At 70.1% G+C, this 14,441-nt stretch carries 13 protein-coding genes; 8 read left to right on the forward strand and 5 right to left on the reverse strand.

Annotation, left to right across the window (positions count from 1 at the left end; all coding sequences use genetic code 11):
• The first annotated feature begins 7 nt into the window (after positions 1 to 7).
• Entirely contained in the window at positions 8 to 1,270 is a 1,263-nt protein-coding gene (gene hisS / locus ACWDAG_RS22985) for a histidine--tRNA ligase (RefSeq protein WP_450697414.1), read from the forward strand.
• Positions 1,271 to 1,447: 177 nt separating this feature from the next.
• Here hisS and ACWDAG_RS22990 read toward each other — a convergent pair whose 3' ends face one another.
• From ACWDAG_RS22990 to ACWDAG_RS23005, 4 genes are read right to left on the reverse strand one after another with little or no spacing between them, the layout of a single operon-like run.
• Positions 1,448 to 2,071: a response regulator gene (locus tag ACWDAG_RS22990; RefSeq protein WP_450697415.1), complete on the reverse strand. Its 624-nt coding sequence runs from the start codon at positions 2,069 to 2,071 to the stop codon at positions 1,448 to 1,450.
• Positions 2,068 to 3,279, reverse strand: coding sequence for a sensor histidine kinase (locus tag ACWDAG_RS22995; protein WP_450697445.1), 1,212 nt, complete (start codon positions 3,277 to 3,279; stop codon positions 2,068 to 2,070). Before ACWDAG_RS22995 ends, ACWDAG_RS22990 begins: the two co-directional genes overlap by 4 nt.
• Positions 3,276 to 4,121 (reverse strand): ABC transporter permease, encoded by an 846-nt coding sequence (locus ACWDAG_RS23000; protein WP_450697416.1) that lies wholly within the window; start codon positions 4,119 to 4,121, stop codon positions 3,276 to 3,278. The genes ACWDAG_RS22995 and ACWDAG_RS23000 overlap by 4 nt, the downstream gene beginning before the upstream one ends.
• Complete coding sequence (locus ACWDAG_RS23005) at positions 4,118 to 4,984, reverse strand: ABC transporter ATP-binding protein (RefSeq protein ID WP_450697417.1); 867 nt, start codon at positions 4,982 to 4,984, stop codon at positions 4,118 to 4,120. The genes ACWDAG_RS23000 and ACWDAG_RS23005 overlap by 4 nt, the downstream gene beginning before the upstream one ends.
• A gap of 146 nt (positions 4,985 to 5,130) precedes the next feature.
• Here ACWDAG_RS23005 and ACWDAG_RS23010 point away from each other — a divergent pair, with 146 nt between their 5' ends.
• The 3 genes from ACWDAG_RS23010 to rpsD all read left to right on the forward strand — a co-directional run bounded on the left by ACWDAG_RS23010 (position 5,131) and on the right by rpsD (position 8,132).
• Positions 5,131 to 5,787, forward strand: a complete 657-nt coding sequence (locus ACWDAG_RS23010; RefSeq protein WP_450697418.1) for a vitamin K epoxide reductase family protein — start codon at positions 5,131 to 5,133, stop codon at positions 5,785 to 5,787.
• Positions 5,788 to 5,858: 71 nt separating this feature from the next.
• Positions 5,859 to 7,214, forward strand: a complete 1,356-nt coding sequence (locus tag ACWDAG_RS23015) for a replication-associated recombination protein A (protein WP_450697419.1) — start codon at positions 5,859 to 5,861, stop codon at positions 7,212 to 7,214.
• A 303-nt stretch (positions 7,215 to 7,517) separates the two neighbouring features.
• Complete coding sequence (gene rpsD / locus ACWDAG_RS23020) at positions 7,518 to 8,132, forward strand: 30S ribosomal protein S4 (RefSeq protein WP_062674288.1); 615 nt, start codon at positions 7,518 to 7,520, stop codon at positions 8,130 to 8,132.
• Between the two features lie 24 nt (positions 8,133 to 8,156).
• On the opposite strand, the gene ACWDAG_RS23025 is transcribed toward rpsD, so the two are convergent.
• Positions 8,157 to 10,310, reverse strand: a complete 2,154-nt coding sequence (locus ACWDAG_RS23025; protein WP_450697420.1) for an ATP-binding protein — start codon at positions 10,308 to 10,310, stop codon at positions 8,157 to 8,159.
• A 161-nt stretch (positions 10,311 to 10,471) separates the two neighbouring features.
• Between ACWDAG_RS23025 and ACWDAG_RS23030 the strand changes: the two genes are divergently transcribed.
• Genes ACWDAG_RS23030 through ruvX form a run of 4 tightly spaced genes read left to right on the forward strand, consistent with a single transcriptional unit; the run spans position 10,472 to position 14,428 of the window.
• On the forward strand, positions 10,472 to 10,918 hold the full coding sequence (locus ACWDAG_RS23030; RefSeq protein ID WP_099934017.1) for a DUF948 domain-containing protein: 447 nt from the start codon (positions 10,472 to 10,474) through the stop codon (positions 10,916 to 10,918).
• An 8-nt stretch (positions 10,919 to 10,926) separates the two neighbouring features.
• On the forward strand, positions 10,927 to 11,289 hold the full coding sequence (locus ACWDAG_RS23035) for a hypothetical protein (protein ID WP_351466613.1): 363 nt from the start codon (positions 10,927 to 10,929) through the stop codon (positions 11,287 to 11,289).
• Positions 11,289 to 13,961, forward strand: a complete 2,673-nt coding sequence (gene alaS, locus ACWDAG_RS23040) for an alanine--tRNA ligase (RefSeq protein WP_450697421.1) — start codon at positions 11,289 to 11,291, stop codon at positions 13,959 to 13,961. The genes ACWDAG_RS23035 and alaS overlap by 1 nt, the downstream gene beginning before the upstream one ends.
• Positions 13,962 to 13,963: 2 nt before the next feature.
• Positions 13,964 to 14,428: a Holliday junction resolvase RuvX gene (ruvX, locus tag ACWDAG_RS23045; RefSeq protein WP_450697446.1), complete on the forward strand. Its 465-nt coding sequence runs from the start codon at positions 13,964 to 13,966 to the stop codon at positions 14,426 to 14,428.
• Positions 14,429 to 14,441 lie beyond the last annotated feature (13 nt).

Below are 14,441 nucleotides of genomic sequence, written 5' to 3' on the forward strand. Positions count from 1 at the left end.
ACTTTCCGTGAGCACCTTCAAGGCCCCCAAGGGCACGTACGACCTGATCCCCCCGGACAGCGCCAAGTACCTGGCGGTCCGTGAGGCGATCGCCGCGCCGCTGCGCAACTCCGGTTACGGCTACATCGAGACCCCCGGCTTCGAGAGCGTGGAGCTGTTCGCCCGCGGTGTCGGCGAGTCCACCGACATCGTGACCAAGGAGATGTACGCCTTCGAGACCAAGGGCGGCGACAGGCTCGCCCTGCGCCCCGAGGGCACCGCCTCCGTGCTGCGCGCGGCGCTGGAGGCCAACCTGCACAAGCTGGGCAACCTGCCCGTCAAGCTCTGGTACTCGGGCTCCTACTACCGCTACGAGCGCCCCCAGAAGGGCCGTTACAGGCACTTCTCGCAGGTCGGCGCGGAGGCGATCGGTGCGGAGGACCCGGCGCTGGACGCCGAGCTGATCATCCTGGCGGACCAGGCGTACCGCTCGCTGGGGCTGAGCAACTTCCGGATCCTGCTCAACAGCCTGGGCGACAAGGAGTGCCGTCCGGTGTACCGGGCCGCCCTCCAGGACTTCCTGCGGGGCCTGGACCTCGACGAGGACACCCTTCGCCGCGCCGAGATCAACCCGCTGCGCGTCCTGGACGACAAGCGCGAGTCGGTCCAGAAGCAGCTGGGCGAAGCCCCGATGCTGCGCGACTACCTCTGCGACGCGTGCAAGGCGTACCACGAGGAGGTCCGCGAGCTGATCACGGCGGCGGGCGTGGCCTTCGAGGACGACCCGAAGCTGGTGCGCGGCCTGGACTACTACACCCGTACGACCTTCGAGTTCGTCCACGACGGTCTGGGCTCGCAGTCCGCGGTGGGTGGCGGCGGCCGCTACGACGGCCTGTCGGAGATGATCGGCGGTCCGGCCCTTCCGTCGGTCGGCTGGGCGTTGGGTGTCGACCGCACGGTGCTCGCCCTGGAGGCGGAGGGTGTCGAGCTCGAACTTCCCTCCACGACCAGCGTGTTCGCGGTGCCGCTCGGCGAGGAGGCGCGTCGCGTCCTGTTCGCCAAGGTCACCGAGCTGCGCAAGCTGGGCATCGCCGCGGACTTCTCCTACGGGGCCAAGGGGCTCAAGGGCGCGATGAAGAACGCCAACCGCAGTGGCGCGCGCTACACGATCGTCGCCGGGGAGCGTGACCTCGCCGAAGGTGTCGTCCAGCTCAAGGACATGGAGTCCGGTGAGCAGGCTGCGGTCGGCGTGAACGAGATCGTGGCGGAGCTGGAAGCCCGGCTGGGCTGAGGGGTTTCGCCCCGCCGCCCCTACCCGTCCCGTACCGGGGGCCAGCCCCCGGACCCCCGCTCCTCAAACGCCGGAGGGGCTGAATTTCACCGGCCGGGGCTTGATCTTTAAGCCCGTCCGGCGTTTGAGGACGAGGCCGTTCAGGCCGAAAGCGGGGGTCGGGGGGGCGAGGAAAACTCAGTCGAGCAGCCCGAACCGCATCGCACTCGTCACCGCCGCAGTCCGGTCGTCCACCCCCAGCTTCCCGAAGGCCCGCAGCAGATGGGTCTTCACCGTCGACTCGCCGATGAACAACCGCCGCCCGATCTCCGCGTTCGTGCACCCCTCCGCCACCAACCGCAACACCGCCGCCTCCCGCTCGGACAACCGCGGCCGCTCCGGCTTGCTGCGCAGCTGGTCGACCAGCCGGGCCGCCACCGAGGGCGCCAGCACCGTCTCGCCGCGCGCAGCCGCCCGCACCGCTTCCGCCAGTTCCGCCCGGGGCATGTCCTTGAGCAGATAACCCGCCGCGCCGGCCTCCACCGCCCGCAGGATGTCCCGGTCCGTCTCGTACGTCGTCAGGACGATCACCCGGCACGGCAGCCCCGCCTCGCCCATCCGCACGATGGAGTCCACGCCCCCGCCGCCCGGCATCCGCAGATCCATCAGCACGATGTCGGGCCGGAGTTCGGCCGCGAGCGCCTCTGCCTGCGGTCCGCTCGCCGCGTCGCCGACGACCTCCAGGTCCGGCTCGGCGCTGAGCATCGCCCGTAGGCCCTCCCGTACGACGGGGTGGTCGTCGGCCAGGACGATCCGGATCACGATGAGCTCCTCCCCGGTGATACGGCCAGTGATACGGGCAGGCTGACCGTCACCGTCGTGCCGACGCCCGGTGCGCTGCGGATCCGCGCCGTTCCGCCGACCTCGCCGGCCCGGGCCCGCAGCCCCGCCAGACCGTAGCCGTCGCAGGGGGCGCCGGGGTCGAAGCCGCAGCCGTCGTCCCGTACGGACACGGTGAGCGCGTCGTCGGAGTATGCCAGCGCGATGCCCACTGCCGCCGAACTCCCCGCGTGTTTACGGGCGTTGGCCAGGGCTTCCTGGCAGGAGCGCAGGGCCACCACCTCGGGAGCGGCGGGCAGCGGGCGTACGGGGCCGTTCACCTCCAGCGACGCCCCGTGGCGGGCGGCCAGGCGGCGCAGGGCGTCCGGGAGGGAGCTGCCGTCGAGGTCCGCGGGCGCGGCACCGGCGACCAGGGCGCGGGCCTCGGCGAGGTTCTGCCGGGCCGTCTCGTCCATCAGCGCCAGATGGCGGCGGGCCTGCGGGACGTCGTCGTCGAGTTCGGCCTCCACCGCCTGGATCAGCATCAGCAGGCTGGTGAACCCCTGCGCGAGGGTGTCGTGGATCTCGCGGGCCATGCGCTCCCGCTCGGCGAGGGCGCCGTGCGCGGCCGAGAGGCGGGAGATCTCGTGACGGCTGGCGTCGAGTTCGGCGATCAGCTCGGCCCGCTCCCAGCTCTGTTCGATGATCCGGATGATCCAGCTGCCGATCACCATCGAGAAGACGAGGGTGACCACCGAGAAGAGGAAGTTGGCGAACAGGTCCGCGCCGCTGGGCCGCCACAACAGCGCCCAACCGGCCACCGGCACCAGGTTGATCACGCTGACCGCGGCCAGCGACCACCTCATGCGCAGCGTCATGAAGCACTGGGGGATCAGGGCGAACGCCATCAGCCGCGTCTCGCCCACCAGCACGGCCGACGGCAGGAACAGTGCCATCGCCCCGGCGAGATAGCGCAGTGCCTGCCCCTGGTCCGGCGGATCCTCCTGGAGCAGCGGGCGCCCCACGACCGCGTACCAGGGCACCAACGGGACGAGCAGCGCCGCCGCGACCGCACGGACCGGGAACCCCGGGTGGGCCGCGGCGAGCACGAAGGCGAGGGTGGCCGCCCAGGCGACCGCGAAGTACCCGTCCCAGAGCCGGATCGTCCGGTCCCAGGCGTGCTCCTCACGGGCCGCACCCGGACGGTTCATCCGTCGCGCCGGGTCTTCCAGCGGAAGGTCAGCAGACACAGCACCAATCCTCCGACGCACCAGGCGGCCAGCACCAGCGCGACCTTCCCGAACTCCCAGCTCCCGGCCTGCTCCAGGACCCGCGCGGAATCCGGCAGGAACACGCCCCGAAGACCCTGACACAGCCACTTCAGCGGGAACAGGGCACCGACGTTCAGCATCCAGTCCGGGATGGTGTTGATGGAGATGTACACCCCGGAGATGAACTGCAGCACCAGGAAGGGGAGTACGACCACGGAGCTGGCGCTCTTCGCCGACTTGGGCACCGAGCTGATCGCGATGCCGAGCAGCGCGCACCCGGTCAGCCCCAGGACGAAGATCCAGGCGAAGTCGAACCACCGGGACGCGTCCGACGGCAGGTCGACGCCGTACAAGGTGGTGCCGACGAGGAGGAGGATCGCGGTCTCCACGACACCGGTGAACAGAACCAGCCAGATCTTGCCCAGGAAGTACGCCGACGGAGGCATCGGTGTGCCGCGCAGCCGGCGCAGCACCTTCTCGTCCCGTTCGACCGCGATCGAGATGCCCAGCGACTGGAAGCTGGTCGACATGATGCCGGAGGCCATCATCGCGGGAACGTACAGCTGGGAGGCGGTGACGCCGGAGCCGTGGACGTCGTCGTGGAAGATCGACGCGAACAGGAACAGGAACACGACCGGGAACGCGAACGTGAACACCACCTGGTCGCGCTGCCGGAAGAACTGCTTGATCTCCAGTGCGCCGCGTTGCAGGCCCAGCCCCCAGGCTCCCGGCAGCCGCTGGGCGGGCGCCTCGGCCCTGCTCCGTACGGCGGTCGTCGTCATCGCGCGTCCTCCTGCCCGGTCAGCCGGAGGTAGACGTCCTCCAGGGTGGGGCGGGCCACCCGCAGGCCCGGGATCTCGCCGTCGAAGTGGTGCATGAGCTCGGCGACCGTCCTGGTGGGGGTGTCGGTGCGTTCGCTGCGGGTGACGCCGTCCGGCTCGGTCCACTCGACGGTGGCCTCCGTGCCGTACCGCTCCCGCAGGGCGGCGGGCTCGCCTTCGGCGACGACCTGCCCCTTGGCGACGACGGCGAGCCGGTCGGCGAGTGCCTCCGCCTCCTCCAGATAGTGCGTGGTCAGCAGGATCGTCGTGCCCTCCTCGGACAGCAGCCGGATCAGGTCCCAGAACTGCCGCCGGGCCGCCGGGTCGAAACCGGTCGTCGGCTCGTCCAGGAGCAGCAGCTCGGGGTCGCCGATCACCCCCAGGGCGACATCGAGACGGCGGCGCTGGCCTCCGGAGAGCGCCTTGATCCGGCTGCCCGCCTTCGCCTCCAGCCCCACCAGGCCGATGACCTCCTCCGGGTCGCGTGGCCTCGGGTAGTAGCGGGCGAAGTGCCGTACGGTCTCGCGGACCGTCAACTCGGCGGGCGCCGATTCGTCCTGCCAGACGATTCCGACACGTGAGCGCCACGCGCGCGTGCCGGTCGCCGGGTCCCAGCCGAGCACCGACACCTCGCCCGCGTCCCGCGTCCGGTTGCCCTGAAGGATCTCCACCGTCGTGCTCTTGCCCGCGCCGTTGGGTCCCAGCAGGCCGAACACCTCGCCACGCCGAATGCCCAGATCGATGCCGTCCACCGCGGTCACGTCCCCGTACTGCTTGCGCAGCCCCCGTACGTCCACCGCGAGTTCGTCTCCGTGTGCTGTCATGCCGTTCAGCCTCGGCCGGAACCGAACGCTCCGGGACGACCGTGCGTACTTCCTTATGTCCACCGAACGGTGGACAGTGGCCTTAGTGCGGCACAATGGCCCCTGCCCGAAGAAGGTCCAACTCTCAAGCAGACGGAATCGGCGTGATGAGCAAGACCACAGTCAAAGACCTCTCCACCGAGCCCGCCGGGGACCACAACCCCACGGGATCACGCACAGTGGGCGGCAGCCGGGCATTCGCCCTCCTGCTGATCATCACGGGTGCGGCCGGTCTGCTCGCCGCGTGGGTCATCACGATCGACAAGTTCAAGCTGCTCGAGGCCAAGGTCGAGGGCAAGACCTTCACCCCCGGCTGCAGCCTCAACCCGGTCGTCTCCTGCGGCAGCGTGATGGAGTCCAAGCAGGCCGCCGCCTTCGGGTTCCCCAATCCGATGCTGGGCCTGGTCTGCTACGGCATCGTCATCTGTGTCGGCATGAGCCTGCTGGCCCGCGCCCGCTTCCCGCGCTGGTACTGGCTCACCTTCAACTTCGGCACGCTCTTCGGTGTCGGCTTCTGCACCTGGCTGCAGTTCCAGTCGCTGTACCGCATCAACGCGCTCTGCCTGTGGTGCTCCCTGGCCTGGGTCGCGACGATCACCATGTTCTGGTACGTGACCTCGTTCAACATCCGCAACAGCTTCCTGCCCGCCCCGCGCTGGCTGAAGAGCTTCTTCGGCGAGTTCACCTGGGTCATGCCCGTCCTGCACGTCGGCATCATCGGCATGCTGGTGCTGACCCGCTGGTGGGACTTCTGGACCAGCTGAGCCCCGGCCTCGGGGCCCCGGCTTCCCAGGGCCCGAGGGGATTGTCAGTCCGGTGATTTAGGGTTTTGGACGTGGAGCCAGACCTGTTCACCGCAGCCGCAGAAGAACGCCAGGAGAAGGACCCGACCGGGAGTCCCCTGGCGGTGCGGATGCGCCCGCGCACGCTTGACGAGGTGGTGGGTCAGCAGCACCTGCTGAAGCCCGGTTCGCCTCTGCGGCGTCTGGTCGGCGAGGGCGCGGGTGGCCCCGCAGGACCCTCCTCGGTGATCCTCTGGGGCCCGCCCGGCACCGGCAAGACGACCTTGGCGTACGTCGTCTCCAAGGCCACCAACAAGCGCTTCGTCGAGCTCTCGGCGATCACCGCGGGCGTCAAGGAGGTCCGCGCGGTCATCGACGGCGCCCGCCGGGCCACGGGCGGCTTCGGCAAGGAGACCGTCCTCTTCCTCGACGAGATCCACCGCTTCAGCAAGGCCCAGCAGGACTCCCTCCTCCCGGCGGTCGAGAACCGCTGGGTGACCCTGATCGCGGCGACCACGGAGAACCCGTACTTCTCGGTGATCTCCCCACTCCTGTCCCGCTCCCTCCTCCTCACCCTCGAACCCCTCACCGACGACGACCTCCGGGGGCTGCTCAAGCGCGCGCTGAGTGACGAGCGCGGCTTGAAGGACGCCGTCACCCTCCCCGAGGACACCGAGGACCACCTCCTGCGCATCGCGGGCGGCGACGCCCGCCGCGCCCTGACCGCGCTGGAAGCAGCGGCCGGAGCCGCCCTCGACAAGGGCGAGACGGAGGTTTCCCTGACGACCCTGGAGGAGACGGTCGACCGGGCGGCGGTGAAGTACGACCGCGACGGCGACCAGCACTACGACGTCGCCAGCGCCCTCATCAAGTCCATCCGCGGCTCCGACGTCGACGCCGCCCTGCACTACCTGGCCCGCATGATCGAGGCCGGCGAGGACCCCCGTTTCATCGCCCGCCGTCTGATGATCTCCGCCAGCGAGGACATCGGCCTGGCCGACCCGAACGCGCTGCCGATAGCCGTCGCGGCCGCCCAGGCCGTCGCCATGATCGGTTTCCCCGAGGCCGCCCTCACCCTCAGCCACGCCACCATCGCCCTCGCCCTGGCCCCGAAGTCGAACGCCGCGACGACGGCGATCGGCGCCGCCATGGAAGACGTACGCAAGGGACTGGCGGGTCCCGTGCCCCCGCACCTGCGCGACGGGCACTACAAGGGCGCCGCAAAGCTCGGGCACGCGCAGGGATACGTGTATCCGCACGACCTCGCGGAGGGCATCGCCGAGCAGCAGTACGCCCCGGACGCCCTCAAGGACCGCGAGTACTACACCCCGACCAGACACGGAGCCGAGGCGCGGTACGCGGACGCGGTCGAATGGACCAGACAGCACCTCGGTCGCAAGCGGTCCTGAGCGCCCTGTAGACTCCCTCGGAGTGCTGTGTCCCGTGCAGTCAGAACGGGACGGTCAGCCGGAGCCCGGTCCCCGGACCGGACTCCAGGAGCGTCGCGCACCGTTCGAATGGTGTCGCGGGCAGCCCATCACCACTCGTCGCATGGCGAGACCGGTCGGTGGGCCACTCGCGTGCTGCACATATGTGCCCAGACCAGGGGAGCGGCTGCCCACCAGGCCCGGCAACGGACCCGGCGGGTTTCCCCGGCTGCGGATGCGACCTCCCTCAACTCTGACAAGCCGAACACTGAGAAATGAGAGATTGTGGCGAACCAGTCCCGCCCCAAGGTCAAGAAGTCGCGTGCCCTCGGCATCGCGCTGACCCCGAAGGCCGTCAAGTACTTCGAGGCCCGTCCCTACCCGCCGGGTGAGCACGGCCGTGGCCGCAAGCAGAACTCGGACTACAAGGTCCGTCTGCTCGAGAAGCAGCGTCTGCGTGCGCAGTACGACGTGTCCGAGCGCCAGCTCGTCCGCGCCTACGAGCGTGCCTCCAAGGTCCAGGGCAAGACCGGTGAGGCCCTGATCATCGAGCTCGAGCGCCGTCTCGACGCCCTGGTCCTGCGTTCGGGCATCGCCCGCACCATCTACCAGGCCCGTCAGATGGTCGTTCACGGCCACATCGAGGTCAACGGCCAGAAGGTCGACAAGCCGTCCTTCCGCGTCAAGCCCGACGACGTCGTGATGGTCCGCGAGCGCAGCCGCGAGAAGACCCTCTTCTCCATCGCCCGTGAGGGCGGCTTCGCCCCCGAGGGCGAGACCCCGCGCTACCTCCAGGTGAACCTCAAGGCCCTGGCGTTCCGCCTGGACCGCGAGCCGAACCGCAAGGAGATCCCGGTGATCTGCGACGAGCAGCTCGTCGTCGAGTACTACGCCCGCTGATCACCAGCAGGCGGTAGCACCACCTCAGCCCGCCGTCTCCCCGCCCCTGTGGGCGCGGGGGGCGGCGGGTTCGTGCATGTTCACGCTCGCCGTCGCATGCCGGACCGGCCCCCGCGGCGACGGAACGGTCTGCGGCGGCCGCTCCAGCGCCCGCGACACCGCCGCCTCCCGCACCAGCCGACGCCCTTCCGCCACGCACTCCTCGTACCGCTCGTCGCCCAGCCGCTCCCGCGCCGTGGCCTCGCACAGCTCGTGCGGCGCGTTGTAGTACGCCGACCCGAACAGCCGCAGACCGACCGACGGCCACATCCGGGCCGCCGCGCCCTGCAGCACCGCCGCCTCCGCCACATCGCCCTGCACCGCCGTGACCAGGGCCAGCAGCTCGACCGCCAGCACCGAACCGAGCAGGTCGTGGAAGGAGTGGGCGCCGGCGAGGCAGTCCGTCAGCAGGGTGCGAGCCCTTGCCGGGTCGCCGTCGGCCCAGGCCGCGTACGCCAGGACGTACAGGGCATAGGTGCGGGTCCACCGTTCGCCGTGGTCCTCGCACATCCGGCGGACCTCCTCGCACAACCGCACCGCATCCGGCAGATCGCCCTGGAACGCGCGCGCCATGGCCAGTTCGACCTGCCCCATCAGCACATTGCTGTTGAGCTCGCCGATCTCCCGGTAGCGGTCCAGAGCCGAGCGCAGCAGGGTCTCCGCGCGCGCCATGTCGTCCGTGACCAGGGCCAGGCATCCGGTGCGGTGCTCCGCGTACGCCACCGCCGTCGCGTCCCCCGAGCGCTCCGCCTCCTCCCGGCACTCCTGCAGCGCCGCCAGCGCGGCCGCCTTGTCCCCCTGCAGGATCGCCACATAGCCGAGCACCCACAGCGCCTTCAGCCGGGACCGCTCGTGGCCGGCATCCGGCTGCACGACCTGCTCCAGCCAGTGCCGCCCCTCCGACAGCCGCCCGCAGCCCGCCCAGTAGAACCACAGCGAGCCCGCGAGGTACTGGCCCAGATACGCCGACTCCGGCTCGGCCAGGCAGTGCTCCAGCGCGCAGCGCAGATTCGACAGCTCCGCCTCCACACGCGCGGCCACCTCGTTCTGGCGCGGCGAGAACCAGTCCAGCTCGCACCAGGTCGCAAGGCCCAGATACCAGTCGCGGTGCCGGCGCCGCAGCCGGGCCGCGTCCCCGGTCGCCTCCAGCCAGTCGGCGCCGTACGCCCGGACCGTGTCCAGCATCCGGTAGCGCACCCCCGCCGGCGTCTCCTCGCGCACGACCAGCGACTGCGCGAGCAGCTCGGTGAGCACGTCGAGGACGTCGTCGGCCTCCAGGCCGTACCCGCTGCACACGTACTCGACGGCCTCCAGCTCGAACCGCCCGGCGAACACCGACAGCCGCGACCACAGCAACCGCTCCTGGGGCGTGCACAGTTCATGGCTCCAGCCGATGGCCAGACGCAGGGTTCGATGGCGGGGCAGGGCATCCCTTCCGCCGCCGGTCAGCAGCCGGAAACGGTCGTCGAGCCGGTCCAGCAGCTGCCCGGGAGACAGGGCCCGCAGCCGGCCCGCGGCCAGCTCGACGGCGAGCGGGATGCCGTCCAGACGCCGGCACACCTCCCGTACCTCCGGCCCGTCCGCCACCGCCTGACCCTGTTCGGCCGCCCGGCTCAGCAACAGTGCGACCGCTTCGTCCTCGCCGAGCGGCGCCAGCGGAAACACCCGCTCACCCGCCACGCCCAGCGGCCTGCGCCCCACGGCGAGCACCCGCAGCCCGGGGAGCTGCCCGAGCAACTCGCCCACCAGACCGGCACACACCTCCACCAGATGCTCGAACCCGTCCAGTACAAGCAGGAGTTGACGCTCGGCGAGATGAGCGAGCAGCGTCTCGCGAGGCAGCCGCCTCGTGTGGTCGGTCAGCCCCAGGGCCTCCACGACGGCGTAGTCCACGAACTCCGGATCGCGCACCGGCGCCAGCTCCACCCGCCACACCCCGTCACGCGGCGCGCACCGCACGGCCGCCCGCGCCGCGAGCCGTGACTTGCCGACCCCGCCCGCGCCCGTCACCGTCACCAGCCGAACCGCGCCGAGCGCCCCCTCCAGCCCGGCGAGTTCGGCCGAGCGGCCCACGAACGCATTGAGCTCCAGGGGGAGATTGCCGTGCACGGAGCCGCCGCCGCGCTGATGATCCCGCATGGAACACGGAGCGTACTGACCCGTATTCAGTCCGTACAATCGCTTCGCACAACTCGGCAGCGCGCTGACGGTAATCCGGTGCGGAGCCCCGTCCCCGGCGCGATAGGCTCGGCCTACGACTTTTCGATGTTCAGGCATGTTCCAGGGAGCGGGTGCGCGTGGTGTCCGGTGGAGAGGTGGCCGGGATCCTGGTGGCTGTCTTCTGGGCGATCCTGGTCTCCTTCCTCGCCGTCGCGCTGGCGAGGGTGGCCCAGACGCTCAAGGCGACCACCAAGCTCGTGGCGGACGTGACCGATCAGGCCGTCCCGCTGCTGGCCGACGCCTCGTCGGCGGTCCGCTCCGCACAGACCCAGATCGACCGGGTCGACGCGATCGCCACGGACGTCCAGGAGGTCACGTCGAACGCGTCGGCGCTGTCGACCACCGTCGCCTCCACCTTCGGCGGCCCCCTGGTCAAGGTCGCGGCGTTCGGCTACGGCGTCCGCCGGGCCCTGGGCGCCCGCCGGGACGATGTGCCCGCCAAGGAGTCCAGGCGTACCGTGATCGTGGGCCGGACCGTCCCGGCCGCGCGGCGGGGCAAGCGAAACCTCCGTGGGAAGAGGGACTGAGACCAGCGATGTTCCGTCGTACGTTCTGGTTCACCACGGGCGTCGCCGCCGGTGTGTGGGCCACCACCAAGGTCAACCGCAAGCTGAAGCAGCTGACGCCCGAGAACCTTGCCGCCTCCGCGGCCAACAAGGCGCTCGAGGCCGGTCACCGGCTCAAGGACCGCGCGGTCGGCTTCGCGCTGGACGTCCGGGACAACATGGCCCTGCGGGAGGAGGAGCTGGGGGAGGCCCTCGGCATCAACGCAGCCCCCGAACTCCCCGCCCCTCGGCGCTACCCCGCCATCGAGAACCGCAACAGCCCGAAGTACGTCGAGGGCTCGACGTACCAGACGTACTCGAACAACTCGTACAACCGGAATGAGGACCACTGATGGAGTCGGCCGAGATTCGCCGCCGCTGGCTGAGCTTCTTCGAGGAGCGCGGTCACACCGTCGTCCCTTCGGCGTCGCTCATCGCGGACGACCCGACTCTGCTCCTGGTCCCGGCCGGCATGGTGCCCTTCAAGCCCTACTTCCTGGGTGAGGTCAAGCCGCCCTTCCCGCGCGCCACCAGCGTCCAGAAGTGCGTGCGGACGCCCGACATCGAAGAGGTCGGCAAGACCACCCGGCACGGCACGTTCTTCCAGATGTGCGGCAACTTCTCCTTCGGCGACTACTTCAAGGAAGGCGCCATCAAGTACGCCTGGGAGCTGCTCACCAGCCCCCAGGACAAGGGTGGTTACGGCCTGGAGCCGGAGAAGCTCTGGATCACCGTCTACAAGGACGACGACGAGGCCGAGCGCATCTGGCACGAGGTCGTCGGCGTGCCCAAGGAGCGCATCCAGCGCCTGGGCATGAAGGACAACTACTGGTCCATGGGCGTCCCTGGCCCCTGCGGCCCCTGTTCCGAGATCAACTACGACCGCGGCCCCGAGTTCGGCGTCGAGGGCGGCCCCGCCGTCAACGACGAGCGGTACGTGGAGATCTGGAACCTCGTCTTCATGCAGTACGAGCGCGGCGAGGGCATCGGCAAGGACAACTTCGAGATCCTCGGCGAGCTCCCCAGCAAGAACATCGACACCGGCCTCGGCCTCGAACGACTCGCCATGATTCTGCAGGGCGTGCAGAACATGTACGAGATCGACACCTCGATGGCCGTCATCAACAAGGCCACCGAGCTGACCGGTGTGGCCTACGGCGACGCCCACGACTCGGACGTCTCCCTGCGCGTGGTCACCGACCACATGCGTACGTCCGTGATGCTGATCGGCGACGGTGTCACGCCCGGCAACGAGGGCCGCGGCTACGTCCTGCGCCGCATCATGCGCCGCGCCATCCGCAACATGCGCCTGCTCGGCGCCACCGGCCCGGTCGTCCTGGACCTCATCGACACCGTGATCGGCATGATGGGCCAGCAGTACCCCGAGCTGGTCACCGACCGCGAGCGCATCGAGAAGGTCGCCGTCGCCGAGGAGAACGCCTTCCTCAAGACGCTGAAGGCCGGCACCAACATCCTCGACACCGCCGTCACCGAGACCAAGGCCTCCGGTGGCACGGTCCTCGCCGGCGACAAGGCGTTCCTGCTCCACGACACCTGGGGCTTCCCGATCGACCTCACCCTGGAGATGGCCGCCGAGCAGGGCCTCTCCGTGGACGAGGACGGCTTCCGCCGCCTGATGAAGGAGCAGCGGGAGCGCGCCAAGGCCGACGCCCAGGCCAAGAAAACCGGTCACGCCGGTGCAGGCGCCTACCGTGAGATCGCCGACAAGGTCGGTGAGACCGACTTCATCGGCTACAGCGACACCGAGGGCGAGTCCACCATCGTCGGCATCCTCGTCGACGGCGCCTCCTCCCCGGCCGCCACCGAGGGCGACGAGGTCGAGATCGTCCTCGACCGCACTCCCTTCTACGCCGAGGGCGGCGGCCAGATCGGCGACACCGGCAAGATCAAGGTCGACTCCGGTGCCGTCATCGAGATCCGCGACTGCCAGAAGCCGGTCCCCGGCGTCTACGTCCACAAGGGCGTCGTCCAGGTCGGCGAGGTCACCGTCGGAGCCAAGGCCCACGCCTCCATCGACGCCCGTCGCCGCAAGGCCATCGCCCGCGCCCACTCCGCCACGCACCTCACCCACCAGGCGCTGCGTGACGCGCTCGGCCCGACGGCCGCCCAGGCCGGTTCCGAGAACCAGCCCGGCCGCTTCCGCTTCGACTTCGGCTCTCCGTCCGCCGTTCCCACGGCCGTGATGAGCGACGTCGAGCAGAAGATCAACGAGGTGCTCGCCCGCGACCTCGACGTCCGCGCCGATGTCATGGGCATCGACGAGGCAAAGAAGCAGGGCGCCATCGCCGAGTTCGGCGAGAAGTACGGCGAGCGGGTCCGCGTCGTGACCATCGGCGACTTCTCCAAGGAGCTCTGCGGCGGCACGCACGTGCACAACACCGCCCAGCTGGGCCTGGTGAAGCTGCTCGGCGAGTCGTCGATCGGCTCGGGCGTCCGCCGTATCGAGGCTCTCGTCGGTGTCGACGCCTACAGCTTCCTCGCCCGTGAGCACACGGTCGTCAACCAGCTGACCGAGCTGCTCAAGGGCCGCCCGGAGGAGCTGCCGGAGAAGGTCTCCTCGATGCTCGGCAAGCTGAAGGACGCCGAGAAGGAGATCGAGAAGTTCCGCGCCGAGAAGGTGCTGCAGGCCGCCGCCGGTCTCGTCGAGTCCGCCAAGGACATCCGTGGCGTCGCCGTCGTCACCGGCCAGGTACCGGACGGCACGACCCCCGACGACCTGCGCAAGCTGGTCCTCGATGTGCGCGGCCGCATCCAGGGCGGACGGGCCGCCGTGGTCGCCCTGTTCACGGTCAACAACGGCAAGCCGCTGACGGTCATCGCCACCAACGAGGCCGCCCGCGAGCGCGGCCTCAAGGCCGGTGACCTGGTCCGCACGGCCGCCAAGACCCTCGGCGGCGGCGGTGGCGGCAAGCCGGACGTCGCCCAGGGCGGCGGTCAGAACCCGGCCGCGATCGGCGAGGCCGTGGACGCCGTCGAGCGGCTGGTCACGGACACCGCGAAGTGACGATGCGCAGAGGCCGTCGACTCGCGATCGATGTCGGGGACGCCCGCATCGGGGTCGCCTCGTGCGACCCCGACGGGATCCTCGCCACCCCGGTGGAGACGGTCCCCGGCCGGGACATCCCGGCAGCTCACCGACGGCTCAAGCAACTCGTCGAGGAGTACGAGCCGATCGAGGTCGTCGTCGGCCTCCCTCGTTCCCTCAAGGGGGGCGAGGGCCCCGCCGCGGTGAAGGTTCGCGGCTTCGCGCAGGAGCTCGCAAAGAACATCGCCCCCGTCCCGGTCCGGCTCGTGGACGAGCGGATGACCACGGTGACGGCCAGTCAGGGACTGCGCGCCTCGGGCGTGAAGTCGAAGAAGGGCCGCTCGGTCATCGACCAGGCAGCCGCTGTGATCATCCTCCAGCAGGCCCTCGAATCCGAACGGGTGTCAGGCAAAGCACCCGGCGAGGGCGTCGAAGTGGTCATCTGATCGCGATACGGTA

This window comes from Streptomyces sp. NPDC001157, from assembly GCF_053598255.1.